Source organism: Streptomyces sp. NPDC048644 (assembly GCF_043199105.1).
GTDB lineage: Bacteria > Actinomycetota > Actinomycetes > Streptomycetales > Streptomycetaceae > Streptomyces.
Window position 1 is genome coordinate 61,970 of the sequence record NZ_JBICVO010000005.1, and the last position, 18,811, is coordinate 80,780.

Consider the following 18,811-nt stretch of genomic DNA (forward strand, 5'->3'; position numbering starts at 1 on the left):
CGCTCACCCCTCCACCGGAACGGCCTGCGCGAAGCCACCGTCCACCATCAGGTTCGCCACCGTCTCCAGCTCCGGCGGATTCCCCGCGAGCCGCACCAGGAACTCGTCGAAATCCGCGCCGCACGGCAACAACAGCCGCTCGACCCGCTCCTGCACCGACCAGCCGTCCTGGTCCCGCGCATCGTCATACGGGCAGAACCACACCGAACCCGGCGCCGAGCCCCGCACCTTCACCGCGACCACGCCGCCCTGCGCGAACGCCACACCCAGGAAATCCTTGGTGAAGTGGTCCCGCAGGCACTTGTTCACATAGACCAGATCGTTCACCGCCGCGTCATCGCGCACCGTGAAGAACGGCTGGTCCACCAGCAGCCCCAGCTCCGCGTCGAGCGCCGCCCCCACCGGAGCGCACCCGCCCGCCGCCTTCAGGAACGACCGGTACGCGCCGGGCAACCGGTATCCGAGCGACTCCTCGGCCTGCGCCACCTGCTCCTCGCCCACCGAAAGCCCCCGGTGCGGCAGCCCGAAATGCACCGGCCGGGTCTCCTGCAACGGCCGTGTGCCCCGCTTGTCGTGCGCCACCGCCGCCGTCGCCAGCCCGCCGTGATGCCGCAAAAGCGCCTTCACCTCGACGGGAACCAGCTCCAGGCGCCGGGTACCCGCGACGTGATGCCACGTCCAGCCGTGCGGCGTCGCCACCGCGCAGCCGTCCGCCCACAACTCGTGCCCCTGCGCGTGCATCGCCGCGTTCGCCGACACGTAGTCCGTCAGCCGCAGTTCATCGACGCCGAAACCCTCCGGCGGCTCGGCGATCTCCACCGCCGCCCGCGCGTACGGCGAGAACGCCGGGAAACCGTTCCCGTCCATCCGCACACCAGCAGGATGCCGCGCAGCACGGACCGGGTCCGGAAAATGCACAACCTGCCCGGCATAAGCGGTGTTCGGTGGCGCGGCATGCTGCCCGAGCCGACCATTCGTCATCGCGGTGCCCCCTGGCTGATTCTGGCTACTGCGCACAGCCTATGCCGTGCCGCAAGACCGGACGCCGCGCCCGCCCACCCGCGCGGACACGCCCGCGCACACCCCGAACACCCCTCCGCACCCCACCCGCACCACCCCTCCCGACCTGCCCAGTTGTCCCCCGCACAACGAACCGTCACCCACCGGTGAACGCGCCGAAGGCCCCCTCGACTACCGCAACGCCCGGCATATTTGGCAGGCTGACCCCCGCAACCGGGGGGTTTGCAGGGAGGGAAAGCACCATGAGCACCACGGCACACCACACCGCCACCTCAGGCGACCCCCGCATCGGCTGGAGCGGCACCGCCGACACCGAGCGCACCCCCGCGCTCCGCCACCGGCGCGACGGCATCCTCCCCACCGTCGGCGCCGCCCTCTCCGTACGCGGCCACACCCTCACCTGCACCGCGAGCAAGGGCGAACATCCCCCGGCCCTGCACCCCCTCGTCCAGGACTTCCTCGACACCCTCGCCACCGCACAACGCGAACGGTTCACCGGACGCTGCCCCGAAGCCGTCCTGCTCTCCCGTCACCTCACCGCCGTCGAAGGCAACCGCGGCAAACGTGCCTCCCGCAAACCCCTCACCAATGGCGAAGCCCGACGCTCCCTGAAACACTCCAAGATCACCGCCCGTCACATCCGCGAGGACGGCGACCCCCTGCACGGCAGCTACGCACCGCCCTGCCGCTCCTGCGACGCGCTCCTCGCCCACTTCGGCGTCATGCCCATCGGCAGCACGCCCACAGGGAGCTGACCCACACCATGCCGCCCGCCGACCCCCGCGACCAGGGCTCGACCCGCTTCCCGCCGCCCGTCGACATCGCCCTCCACAACGCCGGCTGGACCCCGGGACGCTGGAACATCAAACAGGCCGAGCAGTGGGCCGACGCTCTCCGCGACCACGCCTCACCCGCAGGCCACCGCCACACCGTCTTCCCCGCGGCCGTCGAAGCCTGGGCCGAGTTCGGCGGCCTGCACATCACCGCCACCGGCCCCGGCCGGCACATCGCCCCCACCCCCTTCACCGTCGACCCGCTGCACGGCCTCCACCTCGCCCGCACCCTCGGCGACCTCGGCCGCGCCCTCGACACCCACGTCGCCCCCCTCGGCCAGGAACTCCTCAGCAGCAGCCAGGCAGCGGGCTCCCCCCAGGCGCTCCTCGCCATCGACACCGAGGGCCGCGTCTACAGCCTCGACCACACCGGCGACTGGTACCTCGGCCCCGACATGGACCACGCCCTCGGCACCCTCGTCCTCGGCACCCGCCCCGCCCGCCTCACCATGCCCCCGGCACCCGAGGCACACGACACCGCGGTACCGGCCGGCACCTAGGACGCCCGTCCCGGCACCCGGCCGGAACCGGGCCCGGCCCACGAACGGGGCCCGGCTCGCCCTAGCCCACAGCCTCCACCGGGCCACCGTCCGCAGCGGCCCTCTCACCGGCAACGCCGCCCTCACCCTCGAAATCCCCGGAGTCCCCGGAGTCCCCTGAGTCCCCGGACGACGCATCCGCCGCAGCCACCCCCGCCGGCACCACGGCCGACACCCGGAAGCCCCCGGCCTCCGTCGGCCCCGCGACGAACACGCCGCCCAGCGCCGTCACCCGCTCCCGCATCCCGACCAGCCCGTTCCCCCCGCTCGGCAGCCCGGCGTCCACCGTCCCGCCGTCCGACAGGCCGTTCTCCACCTGCACCGCCACCTCACCCGCACGGTGCGCCAGCCGCACCCGGGCCCGCGCTCCCGGGGCGTGCTTGTGCACGTTCGTCAGCGCCTCCTGCACCACCCGGTACACGGCCGGCTCCACACCCGCCGCGTACCGCCCCTCAGTGCCATCGACCGACAGCTCCACCGTCATCCCCGCCGCACGCGACTGCCCCACGAGATCCGCCAGCAGCGCCAGCGACGGCCCCTCGGCGTCCCCGCTCCCGGCAGCCGCCGCCGCACCGGCATCCGGCACCCCCGCCGCGTCCGCCACCGCCGTCACACCCGACGCCGCCCCGGCCTGCGAAGTGGTCGCCTTCGACGCCACCGCGACCAGCCGCTCCGGCTCGTCCGACGGCGGCGCCACCCGGCCGCCCGAACCCTCCGCCGTACGCAGCACGCCCAGCATCTCCCGCAACTCGGTCAACGCCTGACGCCCCATGTCCCCCACCAGACCCGCGTTCCTCGACGCCTTCTCCGGGTCCTTCAACGCCACCGCCTGCAACGCCGCCGCGTGCACCACCATCAGGCTCACGCGGTGCGCCACCACGTCGTGCATCTCCCGCGCGATCCGCGTCCGCTCCTCGTTACGGGCCCACTCCGCCCGCTCCTCGGCACGGTCCGCCAGCAGCGACAGCTCACGCTCCAGGCCGTCCGCCCGCTCCCGCAGGCTCTCCACCAGCCGCCGCCGGGCGCCGACATACAGCCCCCACAACACCGGCGGCGCCGTCACCACCAGCCCCACCGCAACCGACATCACCGGCACGAACCACAGCGGCGGATGGAAATTCTCCGTGGCCAGCACGTCCTGCCGCAGGTTCAAAAACGTCGAGACCAACGTCCCGACGACCGTCATCCCCGCGAGCAACCCCGTGATCCGACGCGGCACATCCGACGCGGCGAGCGTGTACAGCCCCACCATGCCCAGCAGCGCACCCATCTCCGCCGGCATCACCGCGATCGACACCAGCACCACGGCAACCGGCCACCGCCGCCGCACCAACAACACCGGGCCGACCACAAGACCCAGCAGCATCCCCACCCACACCGGCAGCCGCGCCTCGTCCGAGAAACGCGCCCCCTCAATCACACACTCGAGCGCCGAGGCCACCGCCAGCAACACGTCGAACACGGCACTGCGCCGACGCCCCCACCACCACGGCCCGCCCACGGGCGCACCTCGCACGCCCTCTCCTGCACTTGCCCCCGTCGCGGTCATACGGACCAGCGTACGGGCGCCCGACCCGGTTCCCCCGGGCAGCGCCCGAGCACGTTCCCGAGCCGTTACGGGCGCTTACCCACGGTTATCCCTCGAACTATTGAATCGCCCACATTTCCGCCCGTCTCGCACACGCGTACCCGACACCCTGTCCCCATGCCGCACCCCCACGGGAAACCCGGCCACGAATCCTTACGCCCGCCCGCCTGCCGGATCCCGCAGAGCGCTGACCTATACCGTCGCGTCGAAGGCTGGTGGTACGGCATAGTGTTGGGGGCCAGGCGATCGAACTGACAATACGTCCGTTTCGTCCGGCTTATTCCCCCGTGGTGTAATTGGCAGCACTGTGGCTTTTGGTGCCATCTGTCCGGGTTCGAGTCCTGGCGGGGGAGCAATATCTCGAAGTACGGACCCCGGGCCCTGACGCGCGCGTCAGGGCCCGGGGTCGTTTCGGCAACAAAACGCACCGGTATCCTTCGGATGACCACCACCCGAAGTAGCCAAGAAGCCGAAGGGCATCCCCGTGAGCGCCAACAGCCCGGCAGCCATCGTCGTTCTCGCAGCGGGTGAGGGAACCCGCATGAAGTCGGTGACCCCCAAGGTTCTGCACGCGATCTGTGGTCGCTCCCTTGTGGGGCATGTGGTCGCCGCCTCCCGTGAGCTGGATCCGGAACATCTCGTCGTGGTCGTCGGCCACGCCCGCGAGCAGGTGCAGGCGCACCTGACCGAGATCGACCCCGGGGTGCGCACCGCGGTGCAGCACGAGCAGAACGGCACCGGGCACGCCGTGCGGATGGCCCTGGAGGAACTGGGCGCGGACGACGCGGCGCTGGACGGCACGGTGGTGGTCGTCTGCGGTGACACTCCGCTGCTGACGGGCGAGACGCTGCGGCGGCTGAGCGAGACGCACGCGGCGGACGGGAACGCCGTCACGGTGCTGTCGGCCGAGGTGCCGGACGCGACGGGGTACGGGCGGATCATCCGCGACGGTGCGAGCGGCGCGGTCACCGCGATCGTCGAGCACAAGGACGCGAGCGAGTCGCAGCGGGCGGTCCGGGAGATCAATTCCGGGGTGTTCGCGTTCGACGCGCGGCTGTTGGCCGAGGCGCTGGGCAAGGTGCGGACGGACAACAGCCAGGGTGAGGAGTACCTCACGGACGTGCTGGGGATTCTGCGGTCGGCCGGGCACCGGGTGGGCGCGGCGGTCGCCGGCGATCACCGGGAGATCCTGGGGATCAACAACCGGGTGCAGCTGGCCGAGGCGCGGCGGTTGCTCAACGAGCGGCTGCTGGAGCGGGCGATGCTGTCCGGCGTGACGGTCGTGGATCCGGCGACGACGTGGGTGGATGTGTCGGTCGGTTTCGGCGCGGACGCGGTGGTGCACCCGGGGACGCAGCTGCTGGGCGCGACGCAGGTGGCCGCGGGCGCCGAGGTGGGTCCGCATTCGCGGCTGACGGACACGGTGGTCGACGAGGGCGCGATGGCGTCGTTCACGGTCGCGGACGGCGCGCGGATCGGCGCGGGCGCGAGCGTGGGCCCGTATGCGTATCTGCGTCCGGGAACGGTGCTGGGTGCGCGCGCGAAGGCCGGTACGTACGTCGAGATGAAGAACGCGTCGATCGGCGAGGGCACGAAGGTGCCGCATCTGTCGTATGTGGGGGATGCGACGATCGGTGAGCACACGAATATCGGTGCGGCGAGCGTGTTCGTGAACTACGACGGCGAGGCCAAGCACCACACCACCGTCGGGTCGCACTGCAAGACGGGGTCGGACAACATGTTTGTGGCTCCTGTCACGATCGGGGACGGCGCGTACACCGCGGCCGGCTCGGTCATCACCAAGGATGTGCCCCCGGGTTCGCTGGCGGTCGCGCGTGGCCAGCAGCGGAATATCGAGGGCTGGGTCGCGCGTAAGCGGCCCGGGAGCGCCGCCGCGCAGGCCGCTTCGACCGCTCGTCCGGAGTCCGAAGGCGAGCGGTGACCGTGCAGGGGGTGCGCCGTGCGGGGCGTACCGTGATTAGCGCACGCAAACAGGGATTCGAGGAGATTTGCTGTGACCGGGATCAAGACGACCGGCGAGAAGAAGCTGATGCTCTTCTCCGGCCGCGCCCACCCCGAGCTGGCCGAGGAGGTCGCGCACCAGCTGGGTGTCGGCCTGGTCCCGACGAAGGCGTTCGACTTCGCCAACGGTGAGATCTACGTCCGTTATCAGGAGTCGGCGCGTGGTGCGGACTGCTTTTTGATTCAGAGCCACACGGCTCCGATCAATAAGTGGATCATGGAGCAGCTGATCATGATTGATGCGCTGAAGCGGGCTTCGGCCCGGAGCATCACCGTGGTCGTGCCGTTCTACGGCTATGCCCGTCAGGACAAGAAGCACCGTGGCCGTGAGCCGATTTCGGCGCGGCTGATCGCGGACCTGATGAAGACGGCGGGTGCGGACCGTATCGTCACGGTCGATCTGCACACGGACCAGATCATGGGCTTCTTCGACGGCCCGGTGGATCATCTGTTCGCGCTGCCGGTGCTGGCGGATTACGTCGGCGCGAAGGTGGACCGGGACAAGCTCACGGTGGTCTCGCCGGACGCGGGCCGGGTGCGGGTCGCGGACCGCTGGTGCGACCGTCTGGGTGCGCCGCTGGCGATCGTGCACAAGCGGCGCGACAAGGACGTGGCGAACCAGGTCACCGTGCACGAGGTCGTCGGCGATGTGAAGGACCGGGTGTGTGTGCTGGTCGACGACATGATCGACACCGGTGGCACGATCTGCGCGGCGGCGGACGCGCTGTTCGCGAACGGTGCGTCTGACGTGATCGTGACGGCGACGCACGGTGTGCTGTCGGGTCCTGCCGCGGACCGTCTGAAGAATTCGAAGGTGAGTGAGTTCGTCTTCACGAATACGCTGCCGACGCCTTCGGAGCTGGAGCTCGACAAGATCACGGTGCTGTCGATGGCGCCGACGGTGGCGCGGGCGATCCGTGAGGTGTTCGAGGACGGTTCGGTGACGAGCCTCTTCGAGGAGCAGTGACGCGGGTCGTGTCACCGCTGTGATGTAGGTCGGCATTGATCGACTTTGGGGCGGCCTCCCGGCCGGGTAGACTCACGGAGTTGCTCGGCGAGGGAGGCCGCACTTTTTGTGTGTGGCTGGTCCGTAATCGACGCGCTCTTCGTAGCAGGTCTGTCGTGGGCCGGGTAACGGTCAGCAGTTTCCTGAGATACGAGGAGTGCAGTCATGGCTGAGGTCAAGCTTGCCGCCCAGGTGCGTACCGATTTCGGTAAGGGTGCGGCGCGTCGTGCGCGTCGTGCGGACCTGGTTCCCGCGGTCATCTACGGTCACGGCGCCGAGCCGAAGCACGTGGCGATTCACAACCACGCGCTGATGATGGCCCTGAAGACCCCGAACGTGCTGCTCCGCCTGGACGTGGACGGCAAGGACGAGCTGGTCATCCCGAAGGCCGTGCAGCGCGAGGCCATCCGTGGCTTCCTGGTGCACGTGGACTTCCTGGCCGTCAAGAAGGGCGAGAAGGTCACGGTCGAGGTGCCGATCCTGACCGAGGGTGACCTGGCGCCGGGTGCGAACCTGCTGGAGCACCTGCTGAACACGCTGCCCATCGAGGCCGAGGCGACGCACATCCCGGAGTCGGTCACCGTGTCGATCGCGGGTCTGGACGCCGGCGACTCGGTGCAGGCCAAGGACATCACGCTGCCTTCGGGGTCGACGCTGGCCGTCGACGAGGACGCGGTCGTGCTGCAGGTTGTCGCGGCGCAGGCCGAGGCGCCGGAGCCGGCCGCCGATGGTGACGCCTCCTCCGAGGGCTGAGCCGTCGTCCGGTAGGACGTTTTCCAACCGCTGCCGCGCGCCTTTGGGTGCGGGGTGGCGGTTGGGTTGTTTGGTGGCCTGGTGCCGTGTGGTGCGGGTGGGTGGCCGGCTCGGCGGTGGCCGGGCCGGATTCGTGGCTCGGTGGTGTCGCCGGGCGGATGTGGGAGACGTGGAGATGACGGACGCCGATCCGTGGCTTGTGGTGGGGCTGGGCAATCCGGGTCCGGAGTATGCGGGCAATCGTCACAACGTGGGTTTCATGGTGGCGGACCTGCTGGCGGAGCGGATGCGGGGACGGTTCAAGGCGCACAAGGCGCGGGCGCAGGTGGTGGAGGGGCGGGTGGGTCCTCCGGGCACTGCGGGGCGTCGGGTGGTGGTGGCGAAGCCGCAGTCGTTCATGAATCTGTCGGGCGGTCCGACGACGGCGTTGCGGGACTTCTACAAGGTGCCGGTGTCGCAGATCATCGCGGTGCACGACGAGTTGGACATCGATTTCGGCGCACTGCGGCTGAAGTCGGGCGGCGGGGACAACGGCCACAACGGCCTGAAGTCGATCACGAAGTCGCTGGGTGCGGACTATCACCGGGTGCGGTTCGGGATCGGGCGGCCTCCGGGCCGTATGCCGGTGGCGGATTTCGTACTGAAGGACTTCGCGTCGGTGGAACGCAAGGAGCTGGACTACTTCGTGGACCGCGCGGCGGACGCGGTGGAGGCGCTGGTCCTGGAGGGTCTGGAGCGGGCGCAGAGCACGTACAACACGTAGCGGTTCAGGGCTTCACGGCTGCTGGAACATGTCCTTGGGGCTGTAGCGGGGCAGGTCGGTGGTGTCGACCGTCCAGTCGCCGAGGGCCGTGCTGAGGGTGACCGGTGTGCCGTACGGGAGGTGCAGCCGGTTCTCATACGCGGGGCGGCCCTCGGTGCGGCCGATGGCCCACTGGTAGGTGGCGGTGCCGTCGCGCGGGTCGAGGATGAGGTAGTGCGGGATGCCCATGGCGGGGTAGTCGCGGGCTTTGTCCTCGTATTCGTTGTCGGGGTTGGAAGGGGAGACGATCTCGATGGCGAGGACGATTTCGCGGGGGTCGAGGGGGGCGTCGGTGTCCATGGCGGCGCTGGGGCAGACGAGGATGTCCGGGATGCGCAGCTTTCCGAGACCGGCGTCGTCCGTGTCGGTCGCCCCGAAGGCGAAAACGTCGTCAGGGAGCTGCGGGTCGAGCTGCCGGGTGACGCGCTTGGCGGTCAGCTGATGCCGGGGCCGCGGGCTCATCATCATGAGGAGTTTGCCGTCGCTGATCTCGGACCAGGTGAAGCCGGGCGGCGGCGTGAAGTGATCGCGCAGCTCGCGTAGTTGCCGGTAGACGATCTGCTCCGTCGAGTTCATGGATCCTCCTGTTCCCAGTATGGGGGGGCCGCGGCTCCCCGGTGCGTACGGGCAGCGGGGCCGTGCCGGGTGGGTGCCGGCGGGAGGTTGACCGAGTGCGGGTCGATGGCCAAGGATCCCGCCATGTCCAGACGGAATTCGCGCACCAGTGCGGTCAAACGTAGTCGTACCCGGCGGGCGGGTGAGAGCGCCTATGGAGTGGTGCTGCTCGTCCGGACCGGGGTGTTGGCGTTGCTGGCGTTGTTGTTGCTGGTGGCGGGGGTGTGGACGTCGTGGGGTACGGCGCAGTACGCGATGCTGGTGAAGGCGCGGGAGCGCGGCACGATGACGGTGGTGGCGTGTGCGGATGACCGGTGTACGGGGCCGTACGTGCCGACGGAGGGGGACGGGCGGCGGCGCGCGAAGGTGTCGGTCGCGAAGGTGGCGGCGCCGGACAAGGGGGAGCGCGTCGAGGTGACGATGAGGTCGGGTACGGCCGATGCGGTGCGGACCGGGCCTGCCGGGATCCTGTACGCGTGGGTGCCGTTCGGGGGTTCGTTGTTGCTGGCGGCGCTGGTGGTGGCCGGGGGGCTGCGGTGGCGGCGGACGGCGTGGGCGATGGGGTGGTGCGGCGCGGCGCTGCTGGTGGCGGCATTCGTGGCGTTGTAGCGGGGCGGCTGAGACCGACGGCCCGCCTCCTGGTTCGTGCCAGGGGGCGGGCCGTTGTGGTGTGCGGGGCGGGTCAGCCGGTGTTGCGCAGGCCGGCGGCGACGCCGTTGACGGTGAGCAGCAGGGCGCGGGCGAGGACCGGGTCGGCTTCTTCGCCGCGGGCCGCGGCCTCGCGCTGGCGGGCCAGCAGGGAGACCTGGAGGTAGCTGATCGGGTCGAGGTAGGCGTCGCGGATGCGGAAGGTCTGGCGCAGGACCGGGTTGGAGTCGAGGAGTTCGCTCTCGCCGGTGATGCGCAGGACTTCCTGGACGGTGAGTTCGTGCTCGGCCTTGATGACGTCGAAGACGTGCTTCAGCTCGTCGGGGACGAGGGTGTCGACGTAGTGCTGGGCGATCCGCAGGTCGGTCTTGGCCAGGGTCATGGCGACGTTGGACAGGAAGTTGCGGAAGAAGTGCCAGTGTTCGTGCATTTCGTCGAGGACGGTGCCGAGGCCGGCTTCGCGGGCGGCCTTGAGGCCGGTGCCGACGCCGTACCAGCCGGGGACGATCTGGCGGGACTGGGTCCAGCCGAATACCCAGGGGATGGCGCGGAGTCCGTCGAGTCCCGCGCCGGAGTCGGGGCGGCGGGAGGGGCGGGAGCCGAGGTGGAGTTCGGCGAGCTGGTCGACGGGGGTGGAGGCGAAGAAGTAGGCGGGCAGGTCGGGGTCTTCGACGAGGTGGCGGTAGGAGCCGTGGGCCGCTTCGGAGACGGTCTCCATGGCGGCGTCCCAGCGGGCGAGCGCCTCGTCGGACTGGCGGGGTTCGGTGTGCAGGGCGGATGCCTGGAGCGTTGCGGCGACGGTCAGTTCGAGGTTCTCGCGGGCCAGGGACGGCACGAGGTACTTGTCGGAGATCACCTCGCCCTGCTCGGTGACCTTGATCTCGCCTTCGAGGGTGCCGTAGGGCTGGGCGAGGATCGCGTCGTGGGAGGGGCCGCCGCCGCGGCCGACGGTGCCGCCGCGGCCGTGGAAGAGGCGCAGGCGTACACCGTGCCGGTGGGCGACGTCGCGCAGCAGGCGCTGGGCGCGGTGGATCTCCCACTGGCTGGTGGTGATGCCGCCGAACTTGGAGGAGTCGGAGTAGCCGAGCATGACTTCCTGGACGTCGCCGCGGAGGGCGACCAGGCGTCGGTAGGAGGGGTCGGAGAGCATCTCGTCGAGGAGCTGGTCGGCGATCTTCAGCTCGTCGGTGGTCTCCAGGAGCGGCACGATGCCGACCTTGGCCCAGCCGGCGTGCAGGTCGATCAGACCGGCTTCGCGGGCGAGCACGGCGGCGGCGAAGACGTCGTCGGAGCCGGCGCACATGGAGATGATGTACGACTCGATGACCTCGGGGCCGAAGGTCTTCTTGGCCTTGAGGATGGTGCGGAAGACGCCGAGGGTCTTGGCGCCGGCTTCGTCGAGGGGCGCGGGGGTGGGGGCCAGGGGCCGGCGGGAGCGCAGTTCCTTGGCGAGGAGCTTGCGGCGGTAGTCGCGGGGCATGTCGACGTAGCGCCAGGATTCCTCGCCGAGGCGGTCGAAGAGCTGGCCCAGTGCGTGGTGGTGGGCGTCGGCGTGCTCGCGGATGTCCATGGTGGCGAGCTGGAGGCCGAAGGCGGCGATGGTGCGCAGGGTGCGCTCCAGGCGGCCGTCGGCGACCAGGCCGCCGCGGTGGGCGCGCAGTGAGGTCTGGATGAGGGCGAGGTCGTCGAGGAGTTCGGCGGTGCCGAGGTAGTCGCGGCCGGGGACGTGCGGGGTGTCGCCGGCGAGCCGGTCGCGGGTGTTGACGAGCTTCTGCCGGATGCAGGTGGCCTTGAGGCGGTAGGGCTCTTCGGAGTTGAGCCGCTTGTAGCGGGGGCTGATCTCCGGGAGGAGTTCCAGGTCGCGCTGGAGGGAGGCGAGGAGTTCTTCGGTGGCGCCGCAGTTGCGGATGGAGTTGGAGAGGGCGCCGCGCAGTTCGTCGATGTGTTCCAGGGCGTCGGTGATGCCGTGATCGTGCTGGAGGATCAGGACGTCCCAGGTGACCTGGGGGGTGACGTTGGGGTTGCCGTCGCGGTCGCCGCCGATCCAGGTGCCGAAGGTCAGCGGGCGGGTGCCGGCGGGCAGTTCGGTGCCGGCCCGCTCCAGTTCGGCGGCGAGGTCTTCGAGTACGTCGCCGACGGCGCCGCGGCCCAGTTCGTCGAGGTAGTAGATGGCGTTGCGGGCCTCGTCGGTGGGCTCGGGACGGGCGACGCGCAGTTCGTCGGTCTGCCAGATGAGGTCGATGCTCTCGGCGAGACGGAGGTCGGTGCGGCGGCGCTCGGTGGTGTCCGTGTGGTCGAGGAGTTCGGCGACCTTGCGGAGCTTGGTGAGGACGGAGCGGCGGGCGGCTTCGGTGGGGTGTGCGGTGAAGACGGGGCGTACGCCGAGGTGGGCGGCGGTCTCCCGCAGGTGCTCGGGGTCGGCGTCCTTGAGCATGTCGGCGGTGCGGCTGAGGATGCCGCCTTCCGCGGCGCGCCTGGCACGCAGCTCGCGGCCACGGTGGACCTGCTCGGTGACGTTGGCGAGGTGGAAGTACGTCGAGAAGGCGCGGACGAGCTTGGCTGCGGTGGCGAGGTCGGTGTCGCCCAGGAGCCGGGCGGCGGCCTCGCCGTCGGAGCGGGTCAGCGCGCGGACCTGCTCGACGAGGTCCAGGAGTTCTTGTCCTTCCTGGCGGACGAGGGTCTCGCCGAGGAGATCGCCGAGGCGGCGGATGTCGGCGCGCAGGGCGATGTTGTCGCCGCGCTCGGCCTCGGTGGCGAGCCCGTTGGCCCGGCCGTTTCCGCTGGAGGTGGGCTCGGCGGCGGAGGTGTTGTCGGCACTGCTCACAGGTGCGGCTCCTTGCATCTCTTTAGGAGGGGACGTCACACCGCGACGGTTTCCAGGGGTGGCGGGCGGCGCTCCCTGGGGGCGGCGCCTGCGTCTCCTGCGTGTGGCGGGTGACGGGTGGGCACGTCTGGGCTTTGTGGGCGGGATGCGGACCGCGCTGTCCGACGCCCCCAGGATAGGTCTCCCGTTCGGAGGGTGGTCACACCGTCCGCTGTGTGGGCATCTGTGCGGATGGGGCCAAGGGGCGGGCCGTGCTCGCAGGTCACGGCTGTGCGGGGTGGGGGTAGGGGTGCCCGTGTGGTGGGTACTGGCCTGTCACAGCCTTGTCCGCGGTCTCGGCGCTGCCATACTTACGAGACCGTAGGTTACGGTCCCGTAGCCGTAGCCGTGCCCCCGAGCCCCCGACGAGGGACACCAACATGACCGCTGGTCCAGAAGCCGTCGAAGAGTCACCCACACCGGCCGGCGCATCGCTGCCGTCCGCGACGCTGGGCGGTGACAGCAAGCGATCCCTTGAGCAGATCACCCTGCTGCTCTTCATCACGGTGCCGTTCCTGGCGCTGCTGGCCGCGGTGCCGCTGGCATGGGGGTGGGGGGTGAGCTGGCTGGATCTGGGCCTGATGGTGGCGATGTACTACATCGGCTGCCACGGCATCACGATCGGCTTCCACCGGTATTTCACGCACGGCGCCTTCAAGGCGAAGCGCCCGCTGCGCATCGCGCTGGCGGTCATGGGGTCGATGGCGGTGGAGGGGCCCCTGGTGCGCTGGGTGGCGGACCACCGCAAGCACCACAAATTCTCGGACGCGGAGGGCGACCCGCATTCGCCGTGGCGGTTCGGCGAGACGGTGCCGGCGCTGATGAAGGGCCTGTGGTGGGCGCACATCGGCTGGATGTTCGACGAGGAGCAGACGCCGCAGCACAAGTACGCGCCTGATCTGATCAAGGATCCGGCGATCCGGGCGGTCTCCCGGCAGTTCATCGTCTGGACGACGGTGTCGCTGGCGCTGCCGCCGCTGGTGGGCGGCCTGGTGACGATGTCCTGGGCGGGTGCGCTGAGCGCGTTCTTCTGGGGTTCGCTGGTCCGGGTGGCGCTGCTGCACCACGTCACGTGGTCGATCAACTCCATCTGCCACGCGGTCGGCAAGCGGCCGTTCAAGTCCCGTGACCGTTCCGGGAACGTGTGGTGGCTGGCGGTCCTCTCCTGCGGTGAGTCGTGGCACAACCTGCACCACGCGGACCCGACATGCGCGCGTCACGGCGTGCTCAAGGGGCAGCTGGATTCCAGTGCCCGGCTGATCCGCTGGTTCGAGAAGGCGGGCTGGGCGTACGACGTGCGGTGGCCGAACGCGTCCCGGCTCGACGCCCGGCGCAAGGCGAAGACGGCCCAGGCGGCATGATTGACGGGTGGCGATCGACGGCAGCAACGTGAGCAACGGCAGCAAGGGCACCTCCTCCGGCGCGGGTACCAGGCGGACCCGGCGCGTCCGGATGACCGGAGCGGAGCGCCGTGAGCAGCTGCTCGACATCGGTCGCACCCTCTTCGCCGAGCGTGGCTTCGAGGGCACGTCGGTCGAGGAGATCGCCGCCAAGGCAGGCGTATCCAAGCCCGTCGTCTACGAGCACTTCGGCGGCAAGGAGGGCCTCTACGCGGTGGTCGTGGACCGCGAGATGCGCCAGCTGCTGGACATGGTGACCGGTGCGCTGACCGCAGGGCACCCCCGCGAACTCCTCGAACAGGCGGCGTTCGCGCTCCTCGACTACATCGAGACCTTCACCGACGGCTTCCGCATCCTGGTGCGCGACTCCCCCGTCGCCCAGTCGACAGGCACCTTCGCGTCCCTCATCAGCGACATCGCCACCCAGGTCGAGGACATCCTGGGCCTGGAGTTCAAGGCCCGCGGCTTCGACCCGAAACTGGCCCCCCTCTACGCCCAGGCCCTCGTCGGCATGGTCGCCCTCACCGGCCAGTGGTGGCTCGACGTCCGCAAGCCCAAGAAGGCCGAGGTCGCCGCCCACCTCGTCAACCTCGCCTGGCACGGCCTGGACGGCCTGGAGGCGAAGCCTCGGCTGATCGGGCATCGGAAGAACTGAGGGCGGGGCGTGCGCCGACGAGCGTGCCGACGGCCTCCAGGCCCAAGCATGTGATTTCCCGTACGGCCGATCATGGGAAATGTTTCGGTTTCCCCGTACCGCCGCCATAATTCTCTTTCCGGGCACATCGACTGCTTCTTCTTGGCCGAATATCAACAGATCTCGATGAGGGCCACGCCACTCGTCACGATACGGTGACGGCGACGTCGACACCGGGCGCACATCCTTGCACCGACCCTTCATTCGACTGTCGTCGAAAACACCGGGCGAGCGCGAGGAAGTCAGACATGTCCACCGATTTCAAAATCGATGTCGGGCGCATACAGGAAATACTGAATAAGCTCGCGAATGCGGACGAACGCATGCGGGACGCCCAGCGACGCTTGAACAAGGTGGGGCCGAAGGCGTTGGGTACCGATGGCCTGGACGACGCCTGCGATGAGTTCCAGGGCCAATGGGGCGATGGCATCAAGCGCATCGCGGACGCCGCCAAGGACATCCACGAAAAACTTGGGCTGACGCTGGACGCCTACAAGGCGGGCGAAGAAGAGAACGCCAAGATGCTCGGCAAGAAATAACTGCGAAACCAGCGAGAAGACCAGTCCAGAGGGGCACCCATGTCGTGGCGCAGCATGTTCATCGAAGACGACTCGACCTGGCCCGGCGTTGGGTTCAATCCCGCGAAGGGAGATCTGCACGCGATTCAGGCCCTGGCGTCCGACGTGAAATCCGTCGGTGACGAACTGGACGAACTGGATCACCTCCTCAAGACCGTCGGGAAGAGCGACGGCGCCTGGGAGGGAGAGGCGGCCCAGAATTTCGCGAAGAAACTCGGCGAGCTGCCCAAATTCCTCAAACAGGGCACCGATTCCATGCACGACTGCGCGAAGGCGTTACGCGGCTGGCACACGCATCTCCATGGGTTCCAGGACAAGGCCGGAAAGATCGAGGCGGAGGCGGCTTCGGCTCGTAAGCAAGCGGACGCAGACCACGATCACTACACCGACCTCTATCAGAAGTACCTCCCGTACTTCGGCCGGCCCATGGAGCCCGAGAAGGCCAAGAGGATCAACGACGAGATGGATGCGGCGTCCGACAGGGCGAAGCATTCCAAGGAAAAACTCGACGACCTCATCCGCGAAGCGGAGCGCATCCAACCCCAGTGGAAGGACCGCGCCGGCGAGGCCGAGCGCGCCATCCTCAAGGCGTCGGAGAACCATCCACCGGACATTCACTGGTGGAACCGGGCCATCGACGGTCTCAAGGAAGGCTGGCGGGACTTCAAGGACTGGCTCGTCGACCATGCCGACCTCTTGTCCACCATTTCGGCGGGCCTGGCCGCAGCCGCCCTGGCCTGCCAGGTCGTACCTGTCGGTGGCCAGGTCGTCGGCGCTCTCCTCGGCGGGGCTTCCGCGGCCTGCGCGGCCGGAGCGATGGCCGGCCACTGGATGGGGAACGCGCGGGGCAATGGCACGCCGGGCTGGAAGATCGGGCTGGATGCGCTGGGGATGGTCCCGGGGGTGGGGGGCCTGGCCAAAGGCGCCACCGCGGGCTTCAAGGGAGCTGCCACAGGCGCGAAGCTCACGGGGAGACTGGGTGCGGGAGGCGCGAGAACAGCCGAGGAGATTGCCAAGGGGCTCGGGCAGCCGTTCAGCATGAGGGCGGTCAACTGGGGCCTGAAGAAATCGTTCGGCGAAGCGGCCCAGCTCTCGGACAAGGCGCAGGCCGCCACGCAGTTGGTCATCAAGGGCGGCTCCACGATCAACGGCACCGTCCATCAGGTTGCGGAGCACCTCGGCGGCGACAAGCAGACGGTCGCGCCGGCACCGTCCGGGCAGCAGTTCCACAAGACCCTGGCAGCCTGAGCAGAGAAGAGAACAACAGGTGTCGTACGCAGTCGCCGACGACGGCGGAACCGCGACAGCGCTGCCGCCCGAGCGGCAGCCCTCCCGGCTGCACATCGGCTGGATCATGCCGCCCTTCATCCACGAACTCCCGGTGGACGCACCGGACGCGGACACCGCCGCCGAACGCCTGCACGCGCTGGCCACGGAGCTTCTTCCCGACCACTCGGTGGACGATCAGTACCTCTTCGCCCTCATGCTCGGCGCGCAGCTTGAGCCGATGACGGAAGCCGACGTGATCTATGCCGGTCTCTGTTTCCTCGAATCGGACGGTCGGCCCAGCGCCTCCACCATCGTCGTCAGTCAGGTCCCGCACGAGAGCGAGGACGACGAGCAGTTGCTGCGGCAATTACACGAGCTCCTTGAGCGCAAACACCCGCAGGACGAATACCGGCGGGTGGAACTGCCTTGCGGCCCTGCGTTCACCCGGATCGGTTCATCGGACGTCATTCTTGCCGCGGGCGTGTCACCCACCGGCCAGGATCTCCCCGTCCAGCAGTCGCAGATCCAGGTGTACATTCCTCTGCCCGGCAGCCGGGAAATGTTGATTTTCGCGCTCGACTGTCCCTCGCCGGACGCCTGGGACCTGCACTCCGAACTGTTCGCCGAGATCCTCAAAACGATCGGCTGGGGCACGGATCAGGAGATCGAGGACTACCGGGCCATCCGGCAGGGCGGCCCGGCGGCTGCCACGGAGCCGGATCCTGCGGTGGAGCAGGAACTGTACTGGCACTCCAGTCGCCTGCTGGACGTGGTCGCGCTGCGCGGAATGGTGGACGGGGACCGGAAGGTCAACTCGATTACCTGCGAAGCGTGTTGGGTCAAAGGGCTGCGCACCCCTTGTTCGACTCAGCACAACTGGCGCGTTTCCGGGGTGGATACCGGCGCGCTCCCGGAGGCGCTCTCCCGGATCACGGCGTCGTTCACCGCCCAGGGGTGGCAGACGGAATCCGCGGGAGCGGGCCAGGGCATACGTGCGCAGGCCGGGGGTTCCGCGCCGCAGCGGTCGCGGGGATTCACCTTCACGGTGTCCGTGGAGGCAGCGGACGGCGCGCTCACGGCCATGGTGCGGTCCCCGTGCAGCCGCGTTGCCACGGCCGTTGATTCGCTGTTCGGCTGACGGCACAGGCAGCAAACGACATTTCAAGGGGCTGACTTACATGTGGAACAAACTGGAGCGAAAAGTTGTGGAGGCCCTGGAGGGCGGCGGGTGTGGGGCCTTCGCCGGTGGTTTCGCCATTGAACGGGCCACCTCCACCAACGGCGTGGCCTCCGGCGACGTGCCGCGGGCGAGACGGCCTGAAGTCCTGGTGGGGCACGGTGGGGCCGGGGCGCCTTTTGCCAAGCTCGGAAGAGTGCTTTTCGGCATCCTGACCAATGATGTGCCGGCCCTGTCAGCCGCCACGGCCACCGACGACCTTGCGGTACGGAAGAAGCGGCAGGCGAGCAACGGCGCATTCTTCGGCACGTGGGACAGCCTGGCCGGGCGGTGGCTGGCGGCCGGGCAGCCGCGCAGCTCATCGGGTGTGACCACGGCCGTGGCACTGACCGACGGGACGATGCGCTTTGTCTATGTACAGTCCCGCCGCCTGTCGGGAAAGCTTGGAAACGCCGTGGAACTGGGGGCAGCGTTTCCGCGGGACGCGCTTGTCTGGACCCGTCGAAGTGGCGTGTTCCGGGACGTCCAGTTCGGATTTGCGGACGGGTCGTGGGGGACGTTGTTCGTGGCCGAGATGGAGGATTTCCTGCAGCAATTCCCGGAGACGCTCAGCCACAAGCAACCTATTCCGTAACAGCCCCCACCGCCTCCAAGAACTCCAGTCGGTTCCCCACCGGGTCGGTGATGTAGAAGCGGCGGTGGCCCGGGAGGTTGTCGTCCCAGGTGAGAGGGGTGCCGGTGGTGGTGAGGCGGGCGGCGAAGGCGGTGATGTCGTGGACGCGGATGCCGGGGTGGGCCTTGGGGGACGGGTGGTGGTCGGGGTCGATGCCCAGGTGGAGGTGGGCCGTGCCGGACCGGAACCAGCAGCCTCCGCGGGTGGCGAGTGCCGGGGGTTTGGGGACTTCGGTCATGCCGAGGGCGCCGGCGTAGAAGGCCCGCAGGGCGGGTTCGCTGCCCGGGGGCGCGGCGAGCTGGACATGGTCGAGGCCGGTGATCACGGCGCA

General features: G+C 69.3%; 18 protein-coding genes and 1 tRNA gene. 14 read left to right on the plus strand and 5 right to left on the minus strand.

The genetic code is table 11. From position 1 onward, the window contains the following. Positions 1 to 3: 3 nt before the first annotated feature. Complete coding sequence (locus tag ACGFNI_RS12655) at positions 4 to 981, minus strand: HNH endonuclease (protein WP_393683152.1); 978 nt, start codon at positions 979 to 981, stop codon at positions 4 to 6. A gap of 281 nt (positions 982 to 1,262) precedes the next feature. Here ACGFNI_RS12655 and ACGFNI_RS12660 point away from each other — a divergent pair, with 281 nt between their 5' ends. Together ACGFNI_RS12660 and ACGFNI_RS12665 are read left to right on the plus strand one after the other, a co-directional pair. After that, positions 1,263 to 1,775, plus strand: a complete 513-nt coding sequence (locus tag ACGFNI_RS12660; RefSeq protein ID WP_393683153.1) for a YwqJ-related putative deaminase — start codon at positions 1,263 to 1,265, stop codon at positions 1,773 to 1,775. Positions 1,776 to 1,783: 8 nt separating this feature from the next. Further along, a complete protein-coding gene (locus ACGFNI_RS12665) occupies positions 1,784 to 2,353 on the plus strand; it encodes an SUKH-3 domain-containing protein (RefSeq protein WP_393683155.1) in 570 nt (189 codons plus the stop codon). 61 nt (positions 2,354 to 2,414) lie between these two features. Here ACGFNI_RS12665 and ACGFNI_RS12670 read toward each other — a convergent pair whose 3' ends face one another. Next, entirely contained in the window at positions 2,415 to 3,941 is a 1,527-nt protein-coding gene (locus tag ACGFNI_RS12670; protein ID WP_393683157.1) for a sensor histidine kinase, read from the minus strand. Positions 3,942 to 4,261: 320 nt separating this feature from the next. Between ACGFNI_RS12670 and ACGFNI_RS12675 the strand changes: the two genes are divergently transcribed. The 5 genes from ACGFNI_RS12675 (at position 4,262) to pth (ending at position 8,524) form a co-directional block, all read left to right on the plus strand. Next, positions 4,262 to 4,333, plus strand: a tRNA-Gln gene (locus ACGFNI_RS12675). Positions 4,334 to 4,464: 131 nt separating this feature from the next. Continuing rightward, complete coding sequence (gene glmU, locus ACGFNI_RS12680; RefSeq protein ID WP_393683159.1) at positions 4,465 to 5,922, plus strand: bifunctional UDP-N-acetylglucosamine diphosphorylase/glucosamine-1-phosphate N-acetyltransferase GlmU; 1,458 nt, start codon at positions 4,465 to 4,467, stop codon at positions 5,920 to 5,922. Between the two features lie 72 nt (positions 5,923 to 5,994). Next, positions 5,995 to 6,969, plus strand: coding sequence for a ribose-phosphate diphosphokinase (locus ACGFNI_RS12685; protein ID WP_393683161.1), 975 nt, complete (start codon positions 5,995 to 5,997; stop codon positions 6,967 to 6,969). A gap of 204 nt (positions 6,970 to 7,173) precedes the next feature. Continuing rightward, on the plus strand, positions 7,174 to 7,761 hold the full coding sequence (locus tag ACGFNI_RS12690; protein ID WP_393683163.1) for a 50S ribosomal protein L25/general stress protein Ctc: 588 nt from the start codon (positions 7,174 to 7,176) through the stop codon (positions 7,759 to 7,761). A 175-nt stretch (positions 7,762 to 7,936) separates the two neighbouring features. Then, on the plus strand, positions 7,937 to 8,524 hold the full coding sequence (pth, locus tag ACGFNI_RS12695; protein WP_393683164.1) for an aminoacyl-tRNA hydrolase: 588 nt from the start codon (positions 7,937 to 7,939) through the stop codon (positions 8,522 to 8,524). A 12-nt stretch (positions 8,525 to 8,536) separates the two neighbouring features. Here the strand turns inward: pth and ACGFNI_RS12700 are convergent, their stop codons facing one another. Next, positions 8,537 to 9,139: a Uma2 family endonuclease gene (locus ACGFNI_RS12700; RefSeq protein ID WP_393683166.1), complete on the minus strand. Its 603-nt coding sequence runs from the start codon at positions 9,137 to 9,139 to the stop codon at positions 8,537 to 8,539. Between the two features lie 123 nt (positions 9,140 to 9,262). Here ACGFNI_RS12700 and ACGFNI_RS12705 point away from each other — a divergent pair, with 123 nt between their 5' ends. Continuing rightward, complete coding sequence (locus tag ACGFNI_RS12705) at positions 9,263 to 9,787, plus strand: hypothetical protein (protein WP_393683167.1); 525 nt, start codon at positions 9,263 to 9,265, stop codon at positions 9,785 to 9,787. Positions 9,788 to 9,860: 73 nt separating this feature from the next. Here ACGFNI_RS12705 and ppc read toward each other — a convergent pair whose 3' ends face one another. Then, a complete protein-coding gene (ppc, locus tag ACGFNI_RS12710) occupies positions 9,861 to 12,650 on the minus strand; it encodes a phosphoenolpyruvate carboxylase (protein WP_393683168.1) in 2,790 nt (929 codons plus the stop codon). A gap of 419 nt (positions 12,651 to 13,069) precedes the next feature. Between ppc and ACGFNI_RS12715 the strand changes: the two genes are divergently transcribed. The 6 genes from ACGFNI_RS12715 to ACGFNI_RS12740 all read left to right on the plus strand — a co-directional run bounded on the left by ACGFNI_RS12715 (position 13,070) and on the right by ACGFNI_RS12740 (position 18,441). Continuing rightward, complete coding sequence (locus ACGFNI_RS12715; RefSeq protein WP_393683170.1) at positions 13,070 to 14,050, plus strand: acyl-CoA desaturase; 981 nt, start codon at positions 13,070 to 13,072, stop codon at positions 14,048 to 14,050. A 7-nt stretch (positions 14,051 to 14,057) separates the two neighbouring features. Continuing rightward, the gene (locus ACGFNI_RS12720; RefSeq protein WP_393683172.1) at positions 14,058 to 14,744 is read left to right on the plus strand and encodes a TetR family transcriptional regulator; all 687 of its coding nucleotides are present in this window, start codon (positions 14,058 to 14,060) and stop codon (positions 14,742 to 14,744) included. Positions 14,745 to 15,031: 287 nt separating this feature from the next. Then, complete coding sequence (locus ACGFNI_RS12725) at positions 15,032 to 15,322, plus strand: WXG100 family type VII secretion target (protein ID WP_393683174.1); 291 nt, start codon at positions 15,032 to 15,034, stop codon at positions 15,320 to 15,322. Positions 15,323 to 15,361: 39 nt separating this feature from the next. Beyond that, positions 15,362 to 16,609, plus strand: coding sequence for a WXG100 family type VII secretion target (locus ACGFNI_RS12730; RefSeq protein ID WP_393683175.1), 1,248 nt, complete (start codon positions 15,362 to 15,364; stop codon positions 16,607 to 16,609). A 133-nt stretch (positions 16,610 to 16,742) separates the two neighbouring features. Continuing rightward, positions 16,743 to 17,768 (plus strand): hypothetical protein, encoded by a 1,026-nt coding sequence (locus ACGFNI_RS12735; RefSeq protein ID WP_393683177.1) that lies wholly within the window; start codon positions 16,743 to 16,745, stop codon positions 17,766 to 17,768. A gap of 40 nt (positions 17,769 to 17,808) precedes the next feature. Next, on the plus strand, positions 17,809 to 18,441 hold the full coding sequence (locus ACGFNI_RS12740) for a hypothetical protein (RefSeq protein ID WP_393683179.1): 633 nt from the start codon (positions 17,809 to 17,811) through the stop codon (positions 18,439 to 18,441). On the opposite strand, the gene ACGFNI_RS12745 is transcribed toward ACGFNI_RS12740, so the two are convergent. Continuing rightward, a complete protein-coding gene (locus ACGFNI_RS12745) occupies positions 18,431 to 18,805 on the minus strand; it encodes a VOC family protein (protein WP_393683180.1) in 375 nt (124 codons plus the stop codon). The genes ACGFNI_RS12740 and ACGFNI_RS12745 overlap by 11 nt on opposite strands. Between the last annotated feature and the right edge of the window lie 6 nt (positions 18,806 to 18,811).